Source organism: Nocardia huaxiensis, from assembly GCF_013744875.1.
In the GTDB taxonomy this organism is placed as follows: domain Bacteria; phylum Actinomycetota; class Actinomycetes; order Mycobacteriales; family Mycobacteriaceae; genus Nocardia; species Nocardia huaxiensis.
The window spans coordinates 1,029,491-1,046,222 of sequence record NZ_CP059399.1; the positions used below are offsets into that span (position 1 = coordinate 1,029,491).

Genomic DNA, 16,732 nt, shown 5'->3' on the forward strand with positions numbered 1-16,732 from the left:
GGCGAAAACGGTCAAGACCCGAGTTTCCGTGGCTACGATCACTCGGCAACTGGACGGTTGACCATAACTGCAGAGGTGGCCGATGCGCGGGAAACGATGGCTGGCCGGGCTTGCGGCGTCGGGGTGTGTCCTGGTGGCGGCCCCGGGGGCGATGGCCGAGGCCGCACCCGGGGATCCGGTGGCCGGCGACATTCGGGTCGCGGGCTCCCGGTTCGTGGACGAGTTCGGGCGGGTCGTGCTGCTGCACGGGGTCAACAATGTCGACAAGGAAGCGCCCTACATCGAGCCCGGAGACGGGTTCACGCTCACCGAGGACGATGCGGCGCTGCTGGCTCGGCACGGCTTCAATACGGTCCGGCTCGGGGTGAGCTTCGACGGGCTCATGCCCACGCGGGGTGTGGTCGACACCGCGTACCTGGATCGGGTCGCCGCCGTGGTGGACATCCTGGCGCGCCACGGGATTCACACGCTGCTCGACAATCATCAGGATGGGTTGTCGAAACCGTGGCAGGGCAATGGATTTCCGGCCTGGGCGCTGACCTCGCGGCCCGGTGCGCTCGAACCCAATCCGGGATTCCCGCTCTATTACCTGATGCCCAGCATGAATCTCGCCTGGGACGAGGTGTGGGACAACCACAATGGCGTGCTCGACCATCTCGGGCAGGCGCTCGGCGCGCTGGCGGCCAAGATGGACGGGCGCGCCGGAGTGCTCGGCATCGAGCTCATGAACGAGCCGTGGCCGGGCACGGCGTTCCTGTCCTGTTTCCCCGACGGCTGTCCGGGCTTCGACGCGAAATATCAAGCGGCCATGCAGAAATTGACCGATGCGGTGCGGGCGCGCAATGCCGGCATCACGGTGTTCTGGGAGCCGAATGTGACCTGGAACGAGACCATGCCCTCGAATCTGGGCAAGAACCCGCCGATCACCGCGCCCGGCATCGCCTTCGCACCGCACGACTACTGCATTCCGAGTCAGCTGGCCATCTATCTGGGCCTGCCCGCGTTCCTGCGCGGCCTGTGCTCGCCGCAGCAGGGCAAGACCTGGGGCAATATCGACTCCTTCACCGCGCGGACCGGGATACCCGCGCTGGTCACCGAATTCGGTGACGGGGATGCCAGTGTCCTGGGTCAGACGCTGAGCCGGGCTGACGAGCGGTTCATCGGCTGGCAGTACTGGCACTACTCGTCGCGCTTCGGCGCGGGCGGTCCGCGGCCGGATCCGTTCCTGGGCGACGCCGGCCGCGAACTCGTGCGCACCTACCCGCGGGCCACCGCGGGCACGCCCGGTCGCATGATCTTCGATTCGGGCACCGGGGATTTCGCCTACCGCTTCACGCCGTCGGCCGCGGCGCGGCCCACCGAGATCTATGTGTCGGATCTGCACTATCCGGACGGGTACGAGGTGCGGGCCGAGGGCGGGGTCGTGACCTCGCCGCCCGGCGCGTCGCTGGTGACGGTCGAGGCGCGGGGGTCGCAGCCGGTGACCGTCTACCTCCAGCGGCCCGGGTCGAAGGGCGCGACGCTGCCCGGTGGCTCCATCGGAACCGGTTCTGCGGGAACGGGTTCCGGTGGATCGGGGTCCGCGGGAGCGGGATCGTCGGGGCTGTCTTCGGACTCCGGTTCGTCCGGTAACGGATCGGCGGGCTGATCCGACAAGCAGTTGATTCGCACGTGTAACGATCAGTCGGTACGGTGCGACAAAGTGTGGGCCGCCACAGTTGGTCGGTTGCCCAGATAGATTCGAGAGGGAATATCCGTGAACACCAGCCTGATTCTGCTCAACCTCCTGCTCTCCAACCTGGGCCGGCTGTCCCTCGCCGGGTTCAACAGCATGTACACCTACAACCACCTCTGAGCAACGTTTTCGGCGCTGATGCGGTCGGTGCTGGTCGGAAGGTATTCTCACCGCGTTCACGGCAGCCGTGAATTGTTCGGTGAGAAAGGTTTTCGCTAGTGAAGTTCGCAGGAACGAGGCTGATCACTCGCCTCGTGCTCGCCCTCGTGGCGGTGGCCGCGCTGGCCGTGACCGGGTGTTCCATGATCAAGGACGCCAGCAAGTCCGATACCGCCAAGGCGGCCGTCGGCGACTGCATCAATGTCCTCGAGGGCGCCTCGGCCAAGACCGAACCGGTCGACTGCTCCTCGGAGAAGGCCGTGTACAAGGTCATGCAGGTCTTCGACAAGTCGACCACCTGCAAGGACGAGTACACCTCCTATGAGGAGACGCTGAACGGCGGCACCACGGCGTTCCTGTGCCTCGCGCCCAACTTCAAGGAAGGCGCCTGCTACAACGAGAACCAGAGCACCGGGTACAAGTACGTCGCCTGCACCGCGCCGGACGCCTCCTTCAAGGTGACCAAGCGCATCGACGGTCAGGCCGACGAATTCCTGTGCGACGCCACCAGCGCCCTCGGGTTCCGCATGATCCCGGACCCGGCCACCACCTTCTGCCTGGGCAAGCCCACGGCGTGATCTCCACTCCCTGGAGGCGGTAGCACCATCGGGCGGCGTGGGAATTTCCCACGCCGCCCGAGCTATTCGACGAGGGACACCGACGCGATGCGGTGCAGCGTGAAATGGCGGATCGAATTCGTCACCGGGTCCAGGGCGTCGAGCTGGCCGCCGCCGACCTTGACCGGTTCGACCACACGCTGGCTGGCCACGCCCTGGGCGTCCACATAGCCGATGCGCACCTGGCGGCGGGTGCGGGTGGCCAGCTGCAGCAGATTCAGGGTGGCCGCGGTATTGGTGCGGGTGCCGTCGGCGCGAATTGTCTGGCCGCCCCGGGCATTCGCGGCGCGCTCCCCGGCGCGCAGTTCGGCCACCAGCGACTGAAGCTGTTCCGGCGTAGGCGGATTGGGCCGCCATGCCGGTCTCTGATTGGAACGGCCCGGGATTCGCGCACCACGCGGGCGCAGGTCGACGATCGCACCGGAGGAGTCCTCACCGGCCGGGCTGAAGCCGGCCGCGCGCAGCTGCTCCAGGACTTCGCCCAGGGGAGCCTGGGAGATCGCGACCGTGGGCGCGACCACCCGCAGGGCCAGCTGACTCGCCACGGGCGCGGCCAGCACTTCGGCGAGCAGCGCGGGATCCTCACTGCGCACGAAGGATTGGGCCATGCCCGCGCGCAGCCGCCCGTGCCGGCGGGCCACATCGTCGATGAGATAGGTCAGCGACTGCGGAACCGGCGTGCGCGAGTGCGTGGTGAACAGGTTGTGCAGTTCGGCGGCGGTCGCACCGGCATCCAGAGCCCGCCGCACCGACTGTTCGGATATCCGGTAAACCGTTGCCGCACCGGCCGATTCGACATCCGCGACCAGTGCGACGCGATCCTGCAACTCCGGTGTGAGCGGTCCGGGCGCGATCACCGTCAGATCCGCCTGCACCAGTACGTGATCCACCGGTTCCGGCAGCGCGTTGGCCATCTCCGATTCGGCGTCCTCCTGGCTGCCGTGCAGCAGCGCCCGGCCCGCCGAGGTGACCGCGCCCCGCGCCACCAGTCCGAGCGTCTCGGCCTCGGCCAGTGTGCGTTCCACCGCCTCCAGCCGGTAGTGCCGTCGCCAGCGCGGCTGCCGCCACGCCAGCACCCGCGCCAGATCGGCGGCGGAAACCTCGGTGCCGGAAGGGTATTCGGCCAGCAGTCGCAGGATCGCCCGCCGGTCGCGCACGGCGTGCACATTGCGTAGCTCACCCGACAGCGCCGCCAGCGGCTTGTCATTGGCGTCGCGCATACCGATCATCCACGGGAAGCGTTCCAGCTCCAGCCAGGCCCACGCCAGCACCACCCAGCGGCGCGGCGGCACCACCGCCAGCCAGGCATCGGCCGTCGTGGTGGGGGCCCAGTAGTCGTCGGCGCTGTCCACATCCGGCGCGGGTTCGGGTCCACCCTTGTCGATCAGCCTTGCGGCGGAAAGGATTTCGGCCAGCAGTCCGAGCCGGTTCTCGTCGATGCCGGTCTGTTTGGCGACACGGCGCAGCTCCCGCACCCCCAGCCCGCCGGAGCGCAGGGCCGGTGCGGGCCCCTGCCCGAGCGACTCCAGCACGGAAGCGCTGTGCCGCAACAGTTCTCCCACCTCGCCTGCGGCGGCCGCGTTCACGTCGGCGGGGGAGTGCTTGGTGATGTCGGTGTGCGGCGGCGTCAGCGCGTGCGGATCGGTGACCGGTTCGCGCCGCAGCACCTGCCCCACCGAGACCGGCAACTCCACGGTCTCCTCGTCGATCCAGTTCAACAGTCGCCGCGACAGCAGGCGCTGCACCGGACGCTCCTCCGGCGTCCCCGGTGCCGCATCCCGCGTCCGCCCGCGCGGCCCGGTCGTCGCCAGCTTCTCCAGCAGCCCGCGCTCCTGCGGCGTGCACTGCGCCAGCGCGGCCTCGATCTCCGGTTCGGTGAGCGAGTCCGGCAGTTCGGTGGTGCTGCCCAGCGGCCATGGCAGCGCCTCCTGCGCGGCCGGCGTCACCCGCAGCGCCTTGTCCGGCCCCCACACGAGGGCCCGCGCCCGCAGCCGCCCCACCGAGGCGTCGACGGCGGCCTTCGAAACTCGATCCCCCAGCAGCTTCCGCAGCTTCGTCAAGGCCAGCGGCTCGGGCGTGCGCGGATCCCCGCCCTGCACCACCAGCGTTTCGATGACAGCGAAATCGAGCGTGTCCAACTCGTCGGTGGCCCGTAGTACCGAAGCGCGCTGCTCCACCCGCCCCGCCAGCACGGTCATGGAACTCGGCAGCGGCACAGCCAGATCCGGCCGCAACTGCAGCAGCGTCACCAGCTCGTCGTCGTCGCGCGCCGACAACCACTCGGCCAGTGTCGGTTCGACCACGGTCCTGCGGTTCTTGGGGCGTGCTGCGGCAGCACCGGACTCGGACTCGTCCGGTCCTGCGGAGGTGACGGTTTCGGTCACGTCAGGCACCTTGCCCCTGGGGTTTCACGATCCGGCGTCCCCGGACCCTATCGGCCGCACCGGTGCTCGCGGCCGCGCTCACGTGGTACCACGCGGCCCGGACCCCGAAATCATGGCGCGAATGCGCGGATGTGAACCCTCCGGAGTGCGGCAATGCCGGCCGGCCGACCGGCGCGCATCGCATCTGCTCGAACCCCATCACGCCAGGCTATGCCTCGAGCCGCGCGAGGGTGTCGGGGAGGGGTGAAACGGCACAGCTCAACGGCCGCCGCTCGAGCCGGGCTCGCCAAGTGGAGCCGGGCGATTGCGCGGCGGCCGTCGGAAAGAGAGCCGCACCTTCGACCGCATAGGAAGGCCGAAGCCTGCTATCGGTTGATGACGGTGTGCGGGTGCACGTACGGCAGCTGCTCCACCGGCAGCGGGAACTCGGTGTCCTCCCCGTACGGGGACAGGTTGCCGGAGCGCGTCGAGGAAAGCTCGGTGACGGCGTGCTCACCGTCGGCCACCGCGGGCCAGCCATTGTCGACGTAGGGTTTCTTCGATTTGTTCACCACGCCGCTCATTCTGGCATGCGAGCCCCGCAACCGCCGTGCCCGGCACCCGGAAGTTTGCCCGGCGCAGGATGATCCACGACCATCGTGGCCCGATATCGCCCGCAAATACACAAACGCCCCGCATCGACATTGATGCGGGGCGTTTGCGTGATGCGAACTGCAGGGGTCTAGCTGGGCAGCAGGCCCTTGTTCGCCTGGTAGAAGTTCACGATGTTCGGGTCGAGCTGGCCACCGGCCTTGGTGGCATTGATGAAGTCGAGCACCGGCTGCGGCAGGTTGACGCCGGCCTGCTGGGCGACCTCGACGGCGCGATCGACGGCCTGGAAGACTTCCTGGGTCTGGTCGGCGGCCTGGGTCGCGCCCGGGTTGGGGTTCCACTTCGGGGTTTCCACGACGGACGGCGCGGTGCGCTCGGTCGGGCCGCTGGTGAGGCCGAGGGCCGACGAGCAGGAGGGCCAGGCGCCCCAGCCCTGCGAGGCGAGCACCTTCTCGGCGATCACGATCTGCTGTTCCCGGCTGGCCTGATTGGCGGTGGGGGCGAATTCGCCGCCGCCGTGGGCCTTCCAGGTGCTGGGCGAGAACTGCAGGCCGCCCTGGTATCCGTTGCCGGTGTTGATCTGCCAGTTGCCACCGGCTTCGCACTGTGCGAGGCGATCCCAGTCGGAGTCGGGTGCCGCGCTGGCGTTTCCGGCCAGGGCCACTCCGGCTCCACCGATGATCGCGCCCGTCAGGGCGACCTTGGCGGCGGTACGACCGGTGTTACTCGGCTTGCGATGGCGTCCACTCATGTTCGGGTCGTTCCTCTCGTACGCGTCTACGAGGCCGACTACCGGGGTCGAACTGAGAGGTCGTCCGGCCCGGCGCACCAGGTGCGCTGTTCCTCGTCCTCGCCCCTGGATCCAGTTGGGGGTCCGTACCCGCGGGGCGAGGCTCGATGCGGCGGGCCGGTGGCGCCGGGCTGACCCGGCTGGTGAGAGACATTACGACGACCGCCGCGAAAAATCACCATTTGGTAACCGTCGTGTCTGTCCGAGTCACTAACCGGTGCAAGGGGTTCCGCTTCGCGTCTTCGCAGGTGGTCACGGCGAGTCCCGTCCGATAGGCCCCTGACACCGCGCCGTGACCTTCTCGTTATGTGACGAAGGTCACAGGCATGACGGGGTAACGAACGGGGCAATCAGTGTGTCGCGCCGGGCGCGGCGAAGCGGTGCGGCAGTGAGCCGGATCCTCGGTCAGCGCCCCGGAGGGATCACCGCGCCCGGCGACCAGACCACAGCGCGAACCCGATCGACCCCAGGAACCCGATCGACGTACCGGCCATCGCCACGAGATACAGCCACACCCCGGGCTTCGCGTCGGTGAACAGACCGATCACGAAAATCGCCACCACAGCCAGCAATCCGACTGCGAACAACGCGAGCGAGGCGTACAGCAGCGGGCTCCCGGACCTGCGGGGCGGCTGCGAAGAGGAAGTGTCGGACACCTTCAGACCGTAAAACTGATGTGCTCGCGCTATTCGCACCGGGGTAGACTCGATGGCATTCGCGTCCTGCATACCTGTGTGGGGCGCGTTCTTTTCGCAAGCAGAAAGGTTGCGGACGAACGGTCCGACAGCCACGACTGTGCCCGGCACCGCCCGGGCATCGAATGACGAACGGGTGAGCGCAGTGCCGACCGGCAAGGTGAAGTGGTACGACGTCGAAAAGGGCTTCGGCTTCCTTTCCCAGGATGAGGGTGAGGACGTCTACGTTCGATCGTCGGCGCTGCCCGAAGGTGTCGAGGCGCTCAAGCCCGGACAGCGCGTCGAATTCGGAATGGCGGCGGGACGCCGTGGGCCGCAGGCGCTCAGCCTCAAGCTGCTCGAAACCCCTTCCCTGCGAAACACTCCCGAGCGCGGAGAGCGCGGCGGTCGCGGCAAGGGCAATGACGGCGCGCCCATCCAGCGCAAGTCCGCCGACGAACTGCACGGGCTCATCGGTGACCTGATCACTTTGCTGGAGACCAAGGTTCAGCCGGATCTGCGCCGCGGCAAGTACCCGGACCGCAAGACCTCGCAGCGCATCGCCGAGGTCGTGCGCGGCGTCGCGCGCGAACTCGACCACTAGGGTCGAGGCGCAGACAGCGGAAAGCCCCGGTGAGCATCGGCTCACCGGGGCTTTCCGCTATGGGAGATGTTGTGGCCCCGCGACATTCGTGCGGGGCAGTCGGAGAGCGGCGCGGATCAGGAGGCCACCCGCACCGACCACGCGGCATGCGGAATGTAGCCCTCTTCGCCGGTTGCCATGTCCCGCGCCAGAATCGGCAGATCCAGCTCGATGCCCACCAGCGGCAGTTCCTTCGCCGACGGGATGGTGATCGCGGTCGGCGACTTCTTCACCGTCTTGAAGCCGGTCCAGCTCAGCTCACGATGCTCGGTCTCGAAATCGGTCTTCATGAACTGCTGCTTCATCAGCCGCCCGTCGGGCAGCTGGTACACCGCCGTCAGCAGCCACGGCGCCTCCACGACCTGCCTGGGCAGCGACAGCTGCAGCGGGTATCCGGCGGGCACCGCCAGCTCCGCGAATGTGCCGGTGCGGCAGTCGGTTCCCGCGTTGCAGACAATGCCGTCGGGCAGTTCCTCGGCCTTGATGTCGGCCGGCAGCACCCGGCAGTCCTGCATCTTCGTATTGCAGAACATGTACGGCTCGACGGTGACCGACTCGCCGTGCGCGTACGCGGTGATCTCCGGCTTCGGCTCCGGCGCGTCCTTCACCGCCAGGGCGACGACAGCGGCGACTGCTGCCACGAAAACGAGCAGTGCCGCTCCCGCTAGCGCGGCGATGGTGCGGGCGTTGGGTTTGCTCACCGGTAGAGGTTCCTTGTCCGTCAGGGGGTGGCTTCCCCGAGCCCGTGGGCGCCGGGGATCTCCTGCTTCGCATGCTGTGGTCGGTTGCCGCCCAAACCGGGCAGCAGCGAATGACCACGGTAGCTGACCACGGTCTGGATCAATCCGAGCGCCATGACCCCCGCGACGATCGCGAACCCCTTCCACCACACCGTGGGCAGCAGCACGCCCATGGCCCCGCCGAGCACCCACGACAGCTGCAAAACCGTCTCCGACCTGCCGAAACCGGAGGCGATGGACTCCGGCGGGAGATCGTCCTGAATGGACGCGTCCAGCGACACCTTGGCCAGCGCGCTGCCGCCCGCCGCGACCAGGGTGGCCACGGCCGCGCCGATCAGATTGCCGAAGACCGCGGCGAGCACGGCGATGGCCACGCAGGCGATGGTGCACAGCAGCACGATCAGCGTCGGCCGGCCGAGCTTCATGCGGGCGCCGGTGGCATTGCCCGCGAAATTGCCGATGGCCGCGGCCGCGCCGACCACGCCGAGCATGGCGGCCTGCTGCACCGGGCGATGCTCGGTGGCCTTGGCGACGAAGGCCACATAGAAGGTGAGGAAGCCGGTGAGCACGCGAATGGTGCCGTTGCCCCACAGCCCGGTCACCACCGACCGGCCCAGTGGCTGACGGCGCTTCTTGGGGGGCACGTCGGTGAGCTCGCTCGAATCCAGCAGTTCGGTGCGGGCTTCGGAGCCGTGATAGCCGAGGGTCGCGGGCACCTCGCCCTCGGTGACCTCCACCCACTGCGGAATCCGCAGGCTCAGATACGCGCCCGCGGCCGCCAGCATCGCGGCGAACAGCAGCGCACCCGTCGACCCCGCGATGAAAGCGATGAGCCCCGCCACGCCGCCCGCACCCAGCGTGCCGCCGACCAGACCGAACACGGTGAGCCGGGAGTTGGTGCGCACCAGGTCGATTCCCGACGGCAGCACCCTGGGCGTGACCGCGCTCTTCAACACCGAGAACGACTTGCTGAGGATCATCATGCACAGGGCCAGCGGATACAGCGCCCAGTTGTCGATATTGAAGATGAGCAGCAGCGCGATGAACACGCGTAGCCCGAACGAGCCCGCCAGCGCCAGCCTGCGACCCCGCTGCAGCCGATCCAGCATCGGCCCCACGAACGGCGCGATCACCGCGAACGGCGCGATCGTGATCAGCAGATACAGCGCGACCTTCGTCTTCGACTCCGCGGTGGCGCTGGCGAAGAACAACGTATTCGCCAGCGCCACCGCAATAGCCGCGTCCGTCGCGAAATTCGCCATGGTGGCGTACACGAGCGAGGTGAGCCCCGACTCCTCCGCCCCATCGGCCTTCGCGGCCCGCTGAAAGGTCGCGAACCCCCGCTCGGTCAACTCGATACTCCGCCGCGCCGCCACCCGGGTCACGGTCAGTTTCCGCGGCGGCTTGTGCAGCCCGGGATTCGACGGCGTGCCCACACTGGCCTGTGGATCACCTTGCGGAGCTGTGCCTTCCGCATCGCTGATCGGCCACGGCTTCGTCGCATCCGGTGCTGCGCCCCGTAGTTCTTCCGGCGCTCGCGAACCCCGGGGATCCGGGCCCGATTCCAGGTATCGCGCGGTGCGCGGGTCGGGAGTCTGCGGCGCGTTCGGATTGCGGCGACCGTCCGCCGACGCGGGCTCCGCCGCGAAGCGCCTTGTCGGTGGGGCGGACTGCGGCGGCCCCGATGCGAACGGCCGGGTGGCCGGGTTCTCCGGCCCGGCCTCGGCCTGGTGCTTGCGCCGCGACCACCACGATCCGGTCGCCTGCGTGGCCTGGTTGTCGGCAGGCGGTTGCGGACTCGCGGGCCGGGCGGGGGTGCGGCGGGTAAGGAACTCCGGCACATCCGGTTCGTCCGGGGCGGGCCTGCGGGCGGGCCGGTTCGCGGGCGGGTATCGGTCGTAGCCGGGATGGCGTTCGATGAGGGGAGACTCCTCGTCGCCCCACCGACCGGGGTCGGCGCCTGGGTCACGGGGAGCTGTCACGCACCCAATTCTTGCAGTGCCGAACGACTGCGGTGCGACTACCGCCGGTGTGGCCCGCCACAACTGCCGAGAATGCCCTTCCCGCACCCGAATTCCGCGCCGTGTGCCGTCGCGCACAGGATCAGCGGGACCTGGTGGCGGCATTGTGCGAGTAGTCCCCGCCATCAGGTCCCGCTCGATGACGGGGCCGCGCTAGTTCGGGACGAATCGGACTTCGTAGGTGGTGGGCCAGTTCTTGCCGGACAGCAGGAATCGGTCGGTGCCGGGGATCGAGGCGATGCCGTTGAGGACGTCGACGCCGGAGGGTCGGGGGTCGGTGGGGAGCAGGCCGGAGGCGTCGATGATCGCCAGGACGGCGCCCGTCGAGGGGTCTATGCGGAGGATGTCGTCGGTGGGCCAGGCGTTCGCGTAGACGGAACCGTCGGGGGCGCAATCGAGTTCGTTGAGGCGGGTGCGATTGTGCGAGGTGAGGGTCACCGTGCCGGTGGGGGCGAAGGTTTCCGGGTCGCGGAAGGTGAGGGTGTCGGTGCCGTTGCTCATGACGACCCGGTTGTCGCGGGTGCACAGGCCCCAGCCCTCACCCTCGTAGGTGGTGCGGCGCAGTTCGGCGAGGGTGCCCGGATCGCGGGCGATGGCGATGCCGTCCTTGTAGGTGAGCTGCCACAGGATGTTCCCGGTGTCGGTGATGCCCTCACCGAACAGGGGCGCGTCGAGGTCGGCGCGGGCGACCGTCGCACCGGTGGTGGTGTCGGTGGCCCGCACCCATGAGCGGCCGGACAGTCCGGTGCTTTCGTAGAGCACGCTGCCCCGTATTTCGAGACCTTCGGTGAAGGCGGAAGTGTCGTGCGGACGCTCGCCGACCACCTCGACACGCATGCGCGGCGTGTCGTCGGCGGGTTCCCCGCATCCGGCCGTGGCGGCGGTCAGACACAGGGCTGTGGTCAGCAGTATCGGTACGTTCGCTACCGGTGCACGACGTTTGCGCTCCATACGGCAAAATGTAGGGCGTGAGCGCGGTTGGAGTTTCGGAGTCCGGTGTGCGGCCCATCCTGGCGGAGGCTGTGGAGCAGGCTCGCCGTGCACTCCTGGAGCTGGAACCGGTGGGTGTGGGCGTGCATCTCGGCGTGACCGCCGAGGGTGATACGGCCGCCACCCACCATTTCGAGGCCACCCTGCCCGGCTATCGCGGCTGGCAGTGGGCGGTCGTCGTGGCGGCCCCGCCCGAGGCCACCCATGCGACGGTCTCCGAGTCGGCCCTGCTGCCCGGCCCCGACGCCCTTGTCGCCCCCGACTTCCTGCCCTGGGATCAGCGCATCCGCCCCGGCGACCTCGCCCCCGGCGACCTGCTGGCCCCGCCCGCCGACGACCCCCGGCTGGTCCCCGGCTACCTGGTCTCCGGCGACCCCATCGTCGACGAGACGGCCACCGAGCTCGGTCTCGGCCGCCCCCAGGTCCTCTCCCGCGAGGGCCGCGAGGAAGCTGCCGACCGCTGGTTCTCCGAATTCGGCCCCGACACCGACATGGCCCGCTCCGCCCCCTCCACCTGTGGCGTCTGCGGCTTCTTCGTCCCCCTCGCCGGCTCCCTCCAGGCCGCCTTCGGCGTCTGCGCCAACGCCATGGGCGCCGACGGCCGCGTGGTCCACGTCGCCTACGGCTGCGGCGCCCACTCCGACACCACGGTCCCCACCGGCAACGGCTCCCCCCTCTACGAGGCCTACGACGACGCCGCCGTGGAACTGATCCCCGCCGAAGACCTCCGCAAACCGGAACCGCCTGCCGCCGAATCGGATACCGCCGGCGAGATCGAACCGGCCACCGCCGAGACCTCCGATGCGGCTCCCGAGCCCGCCGCCACCGCTGCGGCCGAGGTTGCCGTGGCGGATTCCATTGTGGCCGAGGCAGAGTCCGGGCCCGCGGCCGAAGCGGCTGCCGCGCACACCTTGTTCGACCTCGACGACGCCGACGCCCGCAATACCGACGCGTGGACCGCCTCCGCGGTCGACGTCGAGGCCGAGGCGCGCTCGAACGAATCCGGAGCGCCGGAAGCCAACTGAGTCACGGGCCGTTCCCGGCTCGGCGCGCTCGCGGGACTCTCGGCTCACGGAAACGGCACGCTGGACCAGGCGCCCGTTTGGAAATGCTCCGCGATATGAAGGCCGATCCCGAGCAGAGTTTCGCGCGCAACGTCCGATCAGGCTCTTGGTACCCGGCCTCAGCGCACACAGATCGCCGATCTTCGGCCGAAATGGCGGAGCTCGGTGCGGTGGTATGGGCTCGGGCCGGTTCCGGCCCGAGCCCGCGGCGACGTGCGCGGCGGACTGGGATCAATGAAGCCCCCGGCTTCGCGAGGCCGCGTGGTTCGGTGCGCCTCCAGTGCGGGCGGCGGGCTCACGATACCGGGGCAGACGGGTGGGACCTCGCCGCATCGTTCCAGGGTCGCGGTGGGGCGATTCCGGGCGGGAGGGGCCGGTGATGATGGGTGGTGTGCGGGGAGGGGCTACGGTCACGGGCGACTAGTGGCGTTGTGACGGGAAAGGTTGGGTGTGAGCGTGGAGGATACGTTCGGCACTGCCGGGCTGCGGGTGGGAGTGGTTGCGGCTTGGCGGGACTCGCCTACCCGGTTGCGGGAGGACGCGGCTACCGAAGCGGATCTGGTGCGGGCGGGGTATCGGGATCGGGTGCTCACCGAGTTGGCGCAGAACGCCGCTGACGCAGCGGCCAAGGCGGGGGTCGAGGGTCGGGTCGCGGTGTGGCTCGATGGGCGCGAGCTGCATGTGGCGAATACGGGGGTGGGGCTGGATGTTTCAGGGGTGCACGCGCTCACCGCGCTGCGTGCCTCCAGCAAGAGCGGGGGATCGGCGGAGGAGTCCGGCGGGAACGCGTCGGTGGGGCGGTTCGGTGTGGGGTTCACCGCTGTGCTCAGCGTCGCGGACGAGGCCGAATTCCGCTCTGTGGGTGGGTCGGTGGTGTTCTCGCGGGCGCGTACGTGGGACCTGATCCGCTCCGAAGGCGTCGGGATCCCTGAGGGGGTCGAAGGATTCGCGCCGCCCGCACTGCGCTTGGCCTGGCCGCTCGATGCTCGCCCGGCGAACGGCTTCGATACTGAAATCGTCCTGCGACTGCGTGACGACATCGATGCGGCCGAGCTGCTGGCAGGTATGCGGGCGGAGGCGGTGGATCTGCTGCTGGAACTGCCCGCGCTACAGCGCATTCGGATCGGTGACGACGAACTCGTCAGCACGGTGACCGATCTCGGCGTGGATGCTCGGGTCACACAGCCTGTCGTCGAGAATCCCGCTGTCGCGGAGACGCGGCCCACGAGTGCGGAGCCGGACGACGGCCAGCTGGCCCTGGATATCACTGGCGGACAATCCGATTCGGATCAGATCACACTCGATCTCGGTGTCGGGCCGGCCGATGCGGCTGGGCGGGCGCCGAGTTCCGTCGATGATGCGGCAGGTTCTCGGCTGCAGGAGTTGCGGATTACGGGTGGGGAAGAGGGGGAGTGGGTGTGGTGGCAGTTCCGGACCGGGCGGGTGCGGTGGCTGGTACCGGTGCGGGATGGGCGGGCGGTGGCGGCGCGGCCGGATGTGTTGCGGGCGCCTACGCGGTCGGATGAGGAACTGTCGTTGCCGGCGTTGATGATCGCGGATATTGCGATGCAGCCGGATCGGCGGCGGCTGCTGCCCGGGGCGCGGGTTGCCGAATTGGCTTCGGGGTATGCGGATTTCGCGCGGGCGCTGCCGCCTCGGGATCGGCTGGTGCTGGTTCCGGTGCCGGGGTTCGCACGCAGTGAGGCGGATGGGCTGCTGCGGGAGGCGCTGGTCGAGGAGTTGCGGCGCGGGGAGTGGCTGCCGGTGCTCGGCCGCCGGGATGATGGGTATCCCACTCCGGCAGATGCTTTCGGTCTGGACGCCGATCCCGGGTCGGCGGGAGGCAGCGGGGGAGGTCACGACGCCCTCCAGGTGCCACCGGGGGGATATTCCGGCGCGAATGCCGCGCCTGCGCGGGCGAGTGTGTTCACCGGGGTGACACCGGAATTGGCGCCGCTGCTGGCGGAGATGGTTGGGCCGCTGGTGATTCCGGAGCTGTCGGGGCGGATGCAGGCGGATGCGCTGGCGGTGCTGGATGTGCATCGGATCGGGTTGGCGCGGATCGCGGAGTTGTCGGCGAGTCTGGAGCGGGAACCGCAGTGGTGGTATTCGCTGTATGACGCGTTGGAGCCGTTCGTGGGTGATCCGCTGGCGGTGGAGGAGCTCGGGGCGCTGGCGGTGCCGCTGACGGATGGGCGGCTGGTGACGGGGCCGCGGACCGCGATTCTGGATGAGCATCTGGAGTCGGCTATTCCGGTGCACTGGGCGCGGCTGGTGCATCCGGAGGCGGCGCACGAGCTGCTGGGGCGACTGGGGGCGCGCCAGGCCACGGCGGAGGATCTGTTGAATGATCCTGCGCTGCAAGCGTATTTGGAGGACGAGCCGGGGGATCCGGACACCGTGGACGCGGTGTTGGGGTTGGCCGCACATGTCGGTCCGGCTGCCGGGGTGCTGCCGACCTGGCTCGGGTTGATCGAATTGGCCTCTGATACCGGTGAATTGCTGCCTGCCGATGAACTGCTGCTGCCGGGTGCGCCGCTGGCCCGGGTGCTGGTGGCCGATTCGCCGTTCGCGACCGTGTCCGAAGAAGTCGTGGAGCGCCATGGCGCGCAGGCTTTGCGGGCCGTCGGCGTCGGCTGGAGCTTCACGCTGGTGGCGGAGACGGATCCGACCGGACCGGACCATCACCTCGATGACGAGGAATCCTGGTGGGAGTCGCTGGCGGAGGATCCGGCGGAACTCGTCGCCGTGCGCGACCTGGATCTGGTGGACGACGCCGAATGGCCGGAAGCCTTGCGGCTCTTGCTCTCCGATGAATCCACCCGCCCCCTGCTGGCGGATCGCGACGGCTACACGGCGTGGTGGCTGCGGCAGCACGCGCATATCGACGGTATTCCGCTGGGCCTCATGCGGCACCCGGACGACAAGATCTTCGCCGGTCTGCTCCCGCTGCTGCCGGGCTTCGAATCCCATGATCTGGCGGTGCTGCGCGGAGTGCTCGCCGCGCCGCAGGTGCTGACCGCGCAGCTGGCCGAGGAGCTTCTCGACGCGCTCGCCGATCCGGCGAGAATCCCTACGCCGGAGGCGATCTCGGAGACCTACCGCCTGCTCGCGGAGACTCTCGCCGAGGGCCGCCTGGACACCGAGGATCTGGTGCTCCCCGACCGGGTGCGCGCCATCTCCGGCGCGGTGATCCCCGCCGCGGACGCGCTGGTGCTGGATCTGCCGTGGTTCGGCCCGGCGCTGCCCGCGGATCGTCTCGTGGTCGGCGATATCGAATCCGCCACGGCGCTGGCCGATCTGCTGGATCTGCCGCTGGCCTCGCAGGCCGTCGTCGCGAAGGTGACGAGCGAGGGGCACCACACCACCTGGACCGCCGCACCGCTGGGCGTGCTGCTGCGCCTGCAGTTCGGTTTCCCGGCTCGCACAGGCGAACTCGTGGTGCACGAGGATCTGCGCGTGCACCTGTCGGGCGCGTACGAGGGCACGGTCGCGGTCTCCTGGTGGGAGGACGGCGACGTCACCCACGTGCAGGCGGCTTCCCGCAGCTGACGAGCGCAACCGGGATCCGCACAGCGGATCCCGGTTGGGGCGAATCGAATGTCAGGCCGCGTGCGAGGACACCATGCCCGCGAGCACATCCAATTGCTCACGCACGGCGGCGCTGTCGTTGTCGACCAGCCACCGCAGCACGATGCCGTCGATGGTGGCGAGCATGAATCGGCTCAGGGTGCCGACGGAGGCCGTCCACTGGCAGCCGGTGGCTTCGCGCGCGTGCTCGATGATGTCGGCGACGGTGGAGTCGTTGAACGTGTACTGCTCGCGTGCGATGGCGAGTTTCGCCGGAGTTGTTTCACCTTCGCGGAGTGCGTAGGTGGTGGTTTCGTAGGTGAGCAGCTGCCGTTCCGGCGTGGCTTCGATGTTGAGCCACATGAGTTCCAGTCCGGCGCGCACCAATTTTTGAAGCGCTTCTTTTCCAGTTCCGACGTCCTGCCAAACCGCTTCGTTGGCATCGACGGAATCGCGCAATTCCATCGAGAGGGCCTTGACCAGCTCTGTCATGAGCTGATCCTTATTTTCGAAACAGTAATGCACCACACCGAGGGAAACACCGGCTGCCTGCGCGACATCGCGGGTGGTTACCCCTGCCACGCCCTTTTTTTCGGCAAGGCCGATGGCCGCCTCGATAAGGTGGGCCCGTCGTTCTTCGACGCTCAATCGGGAGGACACTCCGCAGAGTAAAGCTTCAAGGAAGCGCACAGTCAATTCGCACGCTCCGAAAATCTGGTCTGGACGAACGTCCAGTTGCATGGTTCGATCCCAT

The 16,732-nt window shown here is 68.7% G+C and carries 13 protein-coding genes; 5 read left to right on the top strand and 8 right to left on the bottom strand.

The window, feature by feature from the left end:
• Positions 1 to 82 precede the first annotated feature (82 nt).
• The gene (locus H0264_RS04770) at positions 83 to 1,648 is read left to right on the top strand and encodes an endoglycoceramidase I (RefSeq protein WP_181582835.1); all 1,566 of its coding nucleotides are present in this window, start codon (positions 83 to 85) and stop codon (positions 1,646 to 1,648) included.
• Between the two features lie 305 nt (positions 1,649 to 1,953).
• Positions 1,954 to 2,472: an LppU/SCO3897 family protein gene (locus H0264_RS04775; RefSeq protein WP_181582836.1), complete on the top strand. Its 519-nt coding sequence runs from the start codon at positions 1,954 to 1,956 to the stop codon at positions 2,470 to 2,472.
• A gap of 62 nt (positions 2,473 to 2,534) precedes the next feature.
• Here H0264_RS04775 and H0264_RS04780 read toward each other — a convergent pair whose 3' ends face one another.
• From H0264_RS04780 to H0264_RS04795, 4 genes are all read right to left on the bottom strand, one after another.
• Positions 2,535 to 4,814 carry a helicase-associated domain-containing protein gene (locus H0264_RS04780; RefSeq protein WP_244976235.1) on the bottom strand — a complete coding sequence of 760 codons (2,280 nt, stop codon included), beginning with the start codon at positions 4,812 to 4,814 and terminating at the stop codon, positions 2,535 to 2,537.
• 446 nt (positions 4,815 to 5,260) lie between these two features.
• Positions 5,261 to 5,449, bottom strand: a complete 189-nt coding sequence (locus H0264_RS04785; RefSeq protein ID WP_181582838.1) for a hypothetical protein — start codon at positions 5,447 to 5,449, stop codon at positions 5,261 to 5,263.
• 167 nt (positions 5,450 to 5,616) lie between these two features.
• Positions 5,617 to 6,237 carry a resuscitation-promoting factor Rpf1 domain-containing protein gene (locus H0264_RS04790; RefSeq protein ID WP_181582839.1) on the bottom strand — a complete coding sequence of 207 codons (621 nt, stop codon included), beginning with the start codon at positions 6,235 to 6,237 and terminating at the stop codon, positions 5,617 to 5,619.
• A 461-nt stretch (positions 6,238 to 6,698) separates the two neighbouring features.
• Entirely contained in the window at positions 6,699 to 6,932 is a 234-nt protein-coding gene (locus H0264_RS04795; protein WP_338040131.1) for a hypothetical protein, read from the bottom strand.
• Positions 6,933 to 7,116: 184 nt separating this feature from the next.
• On the opposite strand from H0264_RS04795, the gene H0264_RS04800 reads away from it, so the two are divergent.
• Entirely contained in the window at positions 7,117 to 7,554 is a 438-nt protein-coding gene (locus tag H0264_RS04800) for a cold-shock protein (RefSeq protein ID WP_181585299.1), read from the top strand.
• 116 nt (positions 7,555 to 7,670) lie between these two features.
• Here the strand turns inward: H0264_RS04800 and H0264_RS04805 are convergent, their stop codons facing one another.
• The 3 genes from H0264_RS04805 to H0264_RS04815 all read right to left on the bottom strand — a co-directional run bounded on the left by H0264_RS04805 (position 7,671) and on the right by H0264_RS04815 (position 11,305).
• Positions 7,671 to 8,294 (bottom strand): DUF2771 domain-containing protein, encoded by a 624-nt coding sequence (locus H0264_RS04805; protein ID WP_181582840.1) that lies wholly within the window; start codon positions 8,292 to 8,294, stop codon positions 7,671 to 7,673.
• A gap of 20 nt (positions 8,295 to 8,314) precedes the next feature.
• Complete coding sequence (locus tag H0264_RS04810) at positions 8,315 to 10,315, bottom strand: MFS transporter (RefSeq protein WP_231083998.1); 2,001 nt, start codon at positions 10,313 to 10,315, stop codon at positions 8,315 to 8,317.
• Positions 10,316 to 10,507: 192 nt separating this feature from the next.
• Entirely contained in the window at positions 10,508 to 11,305 is a 798-nt protein-coding gene (locus H0264_RS04815) for a glutaminyl-peptide cyclotransferase (protein ID WP_181582841.1), read from the bottom strand.
• Positions 11,306 to 11,322: 17 nt separating this feature from the next.
• Here H0264_RS04815 and H0264_RS04820 point away from each other — a divergent pair, with 17 nt between their 5' ends.
• Together H0264_RS04820 and H0264_RS04825 are read left to right on the top strand one after the other, a co-directional pair.
• On the top strand, positions 11,323 to 12,369 hold the full coding sequence (locus tag H0264_RS04820) for a DUF3027 domain-containing protein (protein WP_181582842.1): 1,047 nt from the start codon (positions 11,323 to 11,325) through the stop codon (positions 12,367 to 12,369).
• Between the two features lie 489 nt (positions 12,370 to 12,858).
• Positions 12,859 to 15,960 (top strand): sacsin N-terminal ATP-binding-like domain-containing protein, encoded by a 3,102-nt coding sequence (locus H0264_RS04825; RefSeq protein ID WP_181582843.1) that lies wholly within the window; start codon positions 12,859 to 12,861, stop codon positions 15,958 to 15,960.
• A gap of 51 nt (positions 15,961 to 16,011) precedes the next feature.
• Here H0264_RS04825 and H0264_RS04830 read toward each other — a convergent pair whose 3' ends face one another.
• Positions 16,012 to 16,719: a TetR/AcrR family transcriptional regulator gene (locus H0264_RS04830; RefSeq protein WP_181582844.1), complete on the bottom strand. Its 708-nt coding sequence runs from the start codon at positions 16,717 to 16,719 to the stop codon at positions 16,012 to 16,014.
• Positions 16,720 to 16,732: the final 13 nt, after the last annotated feature.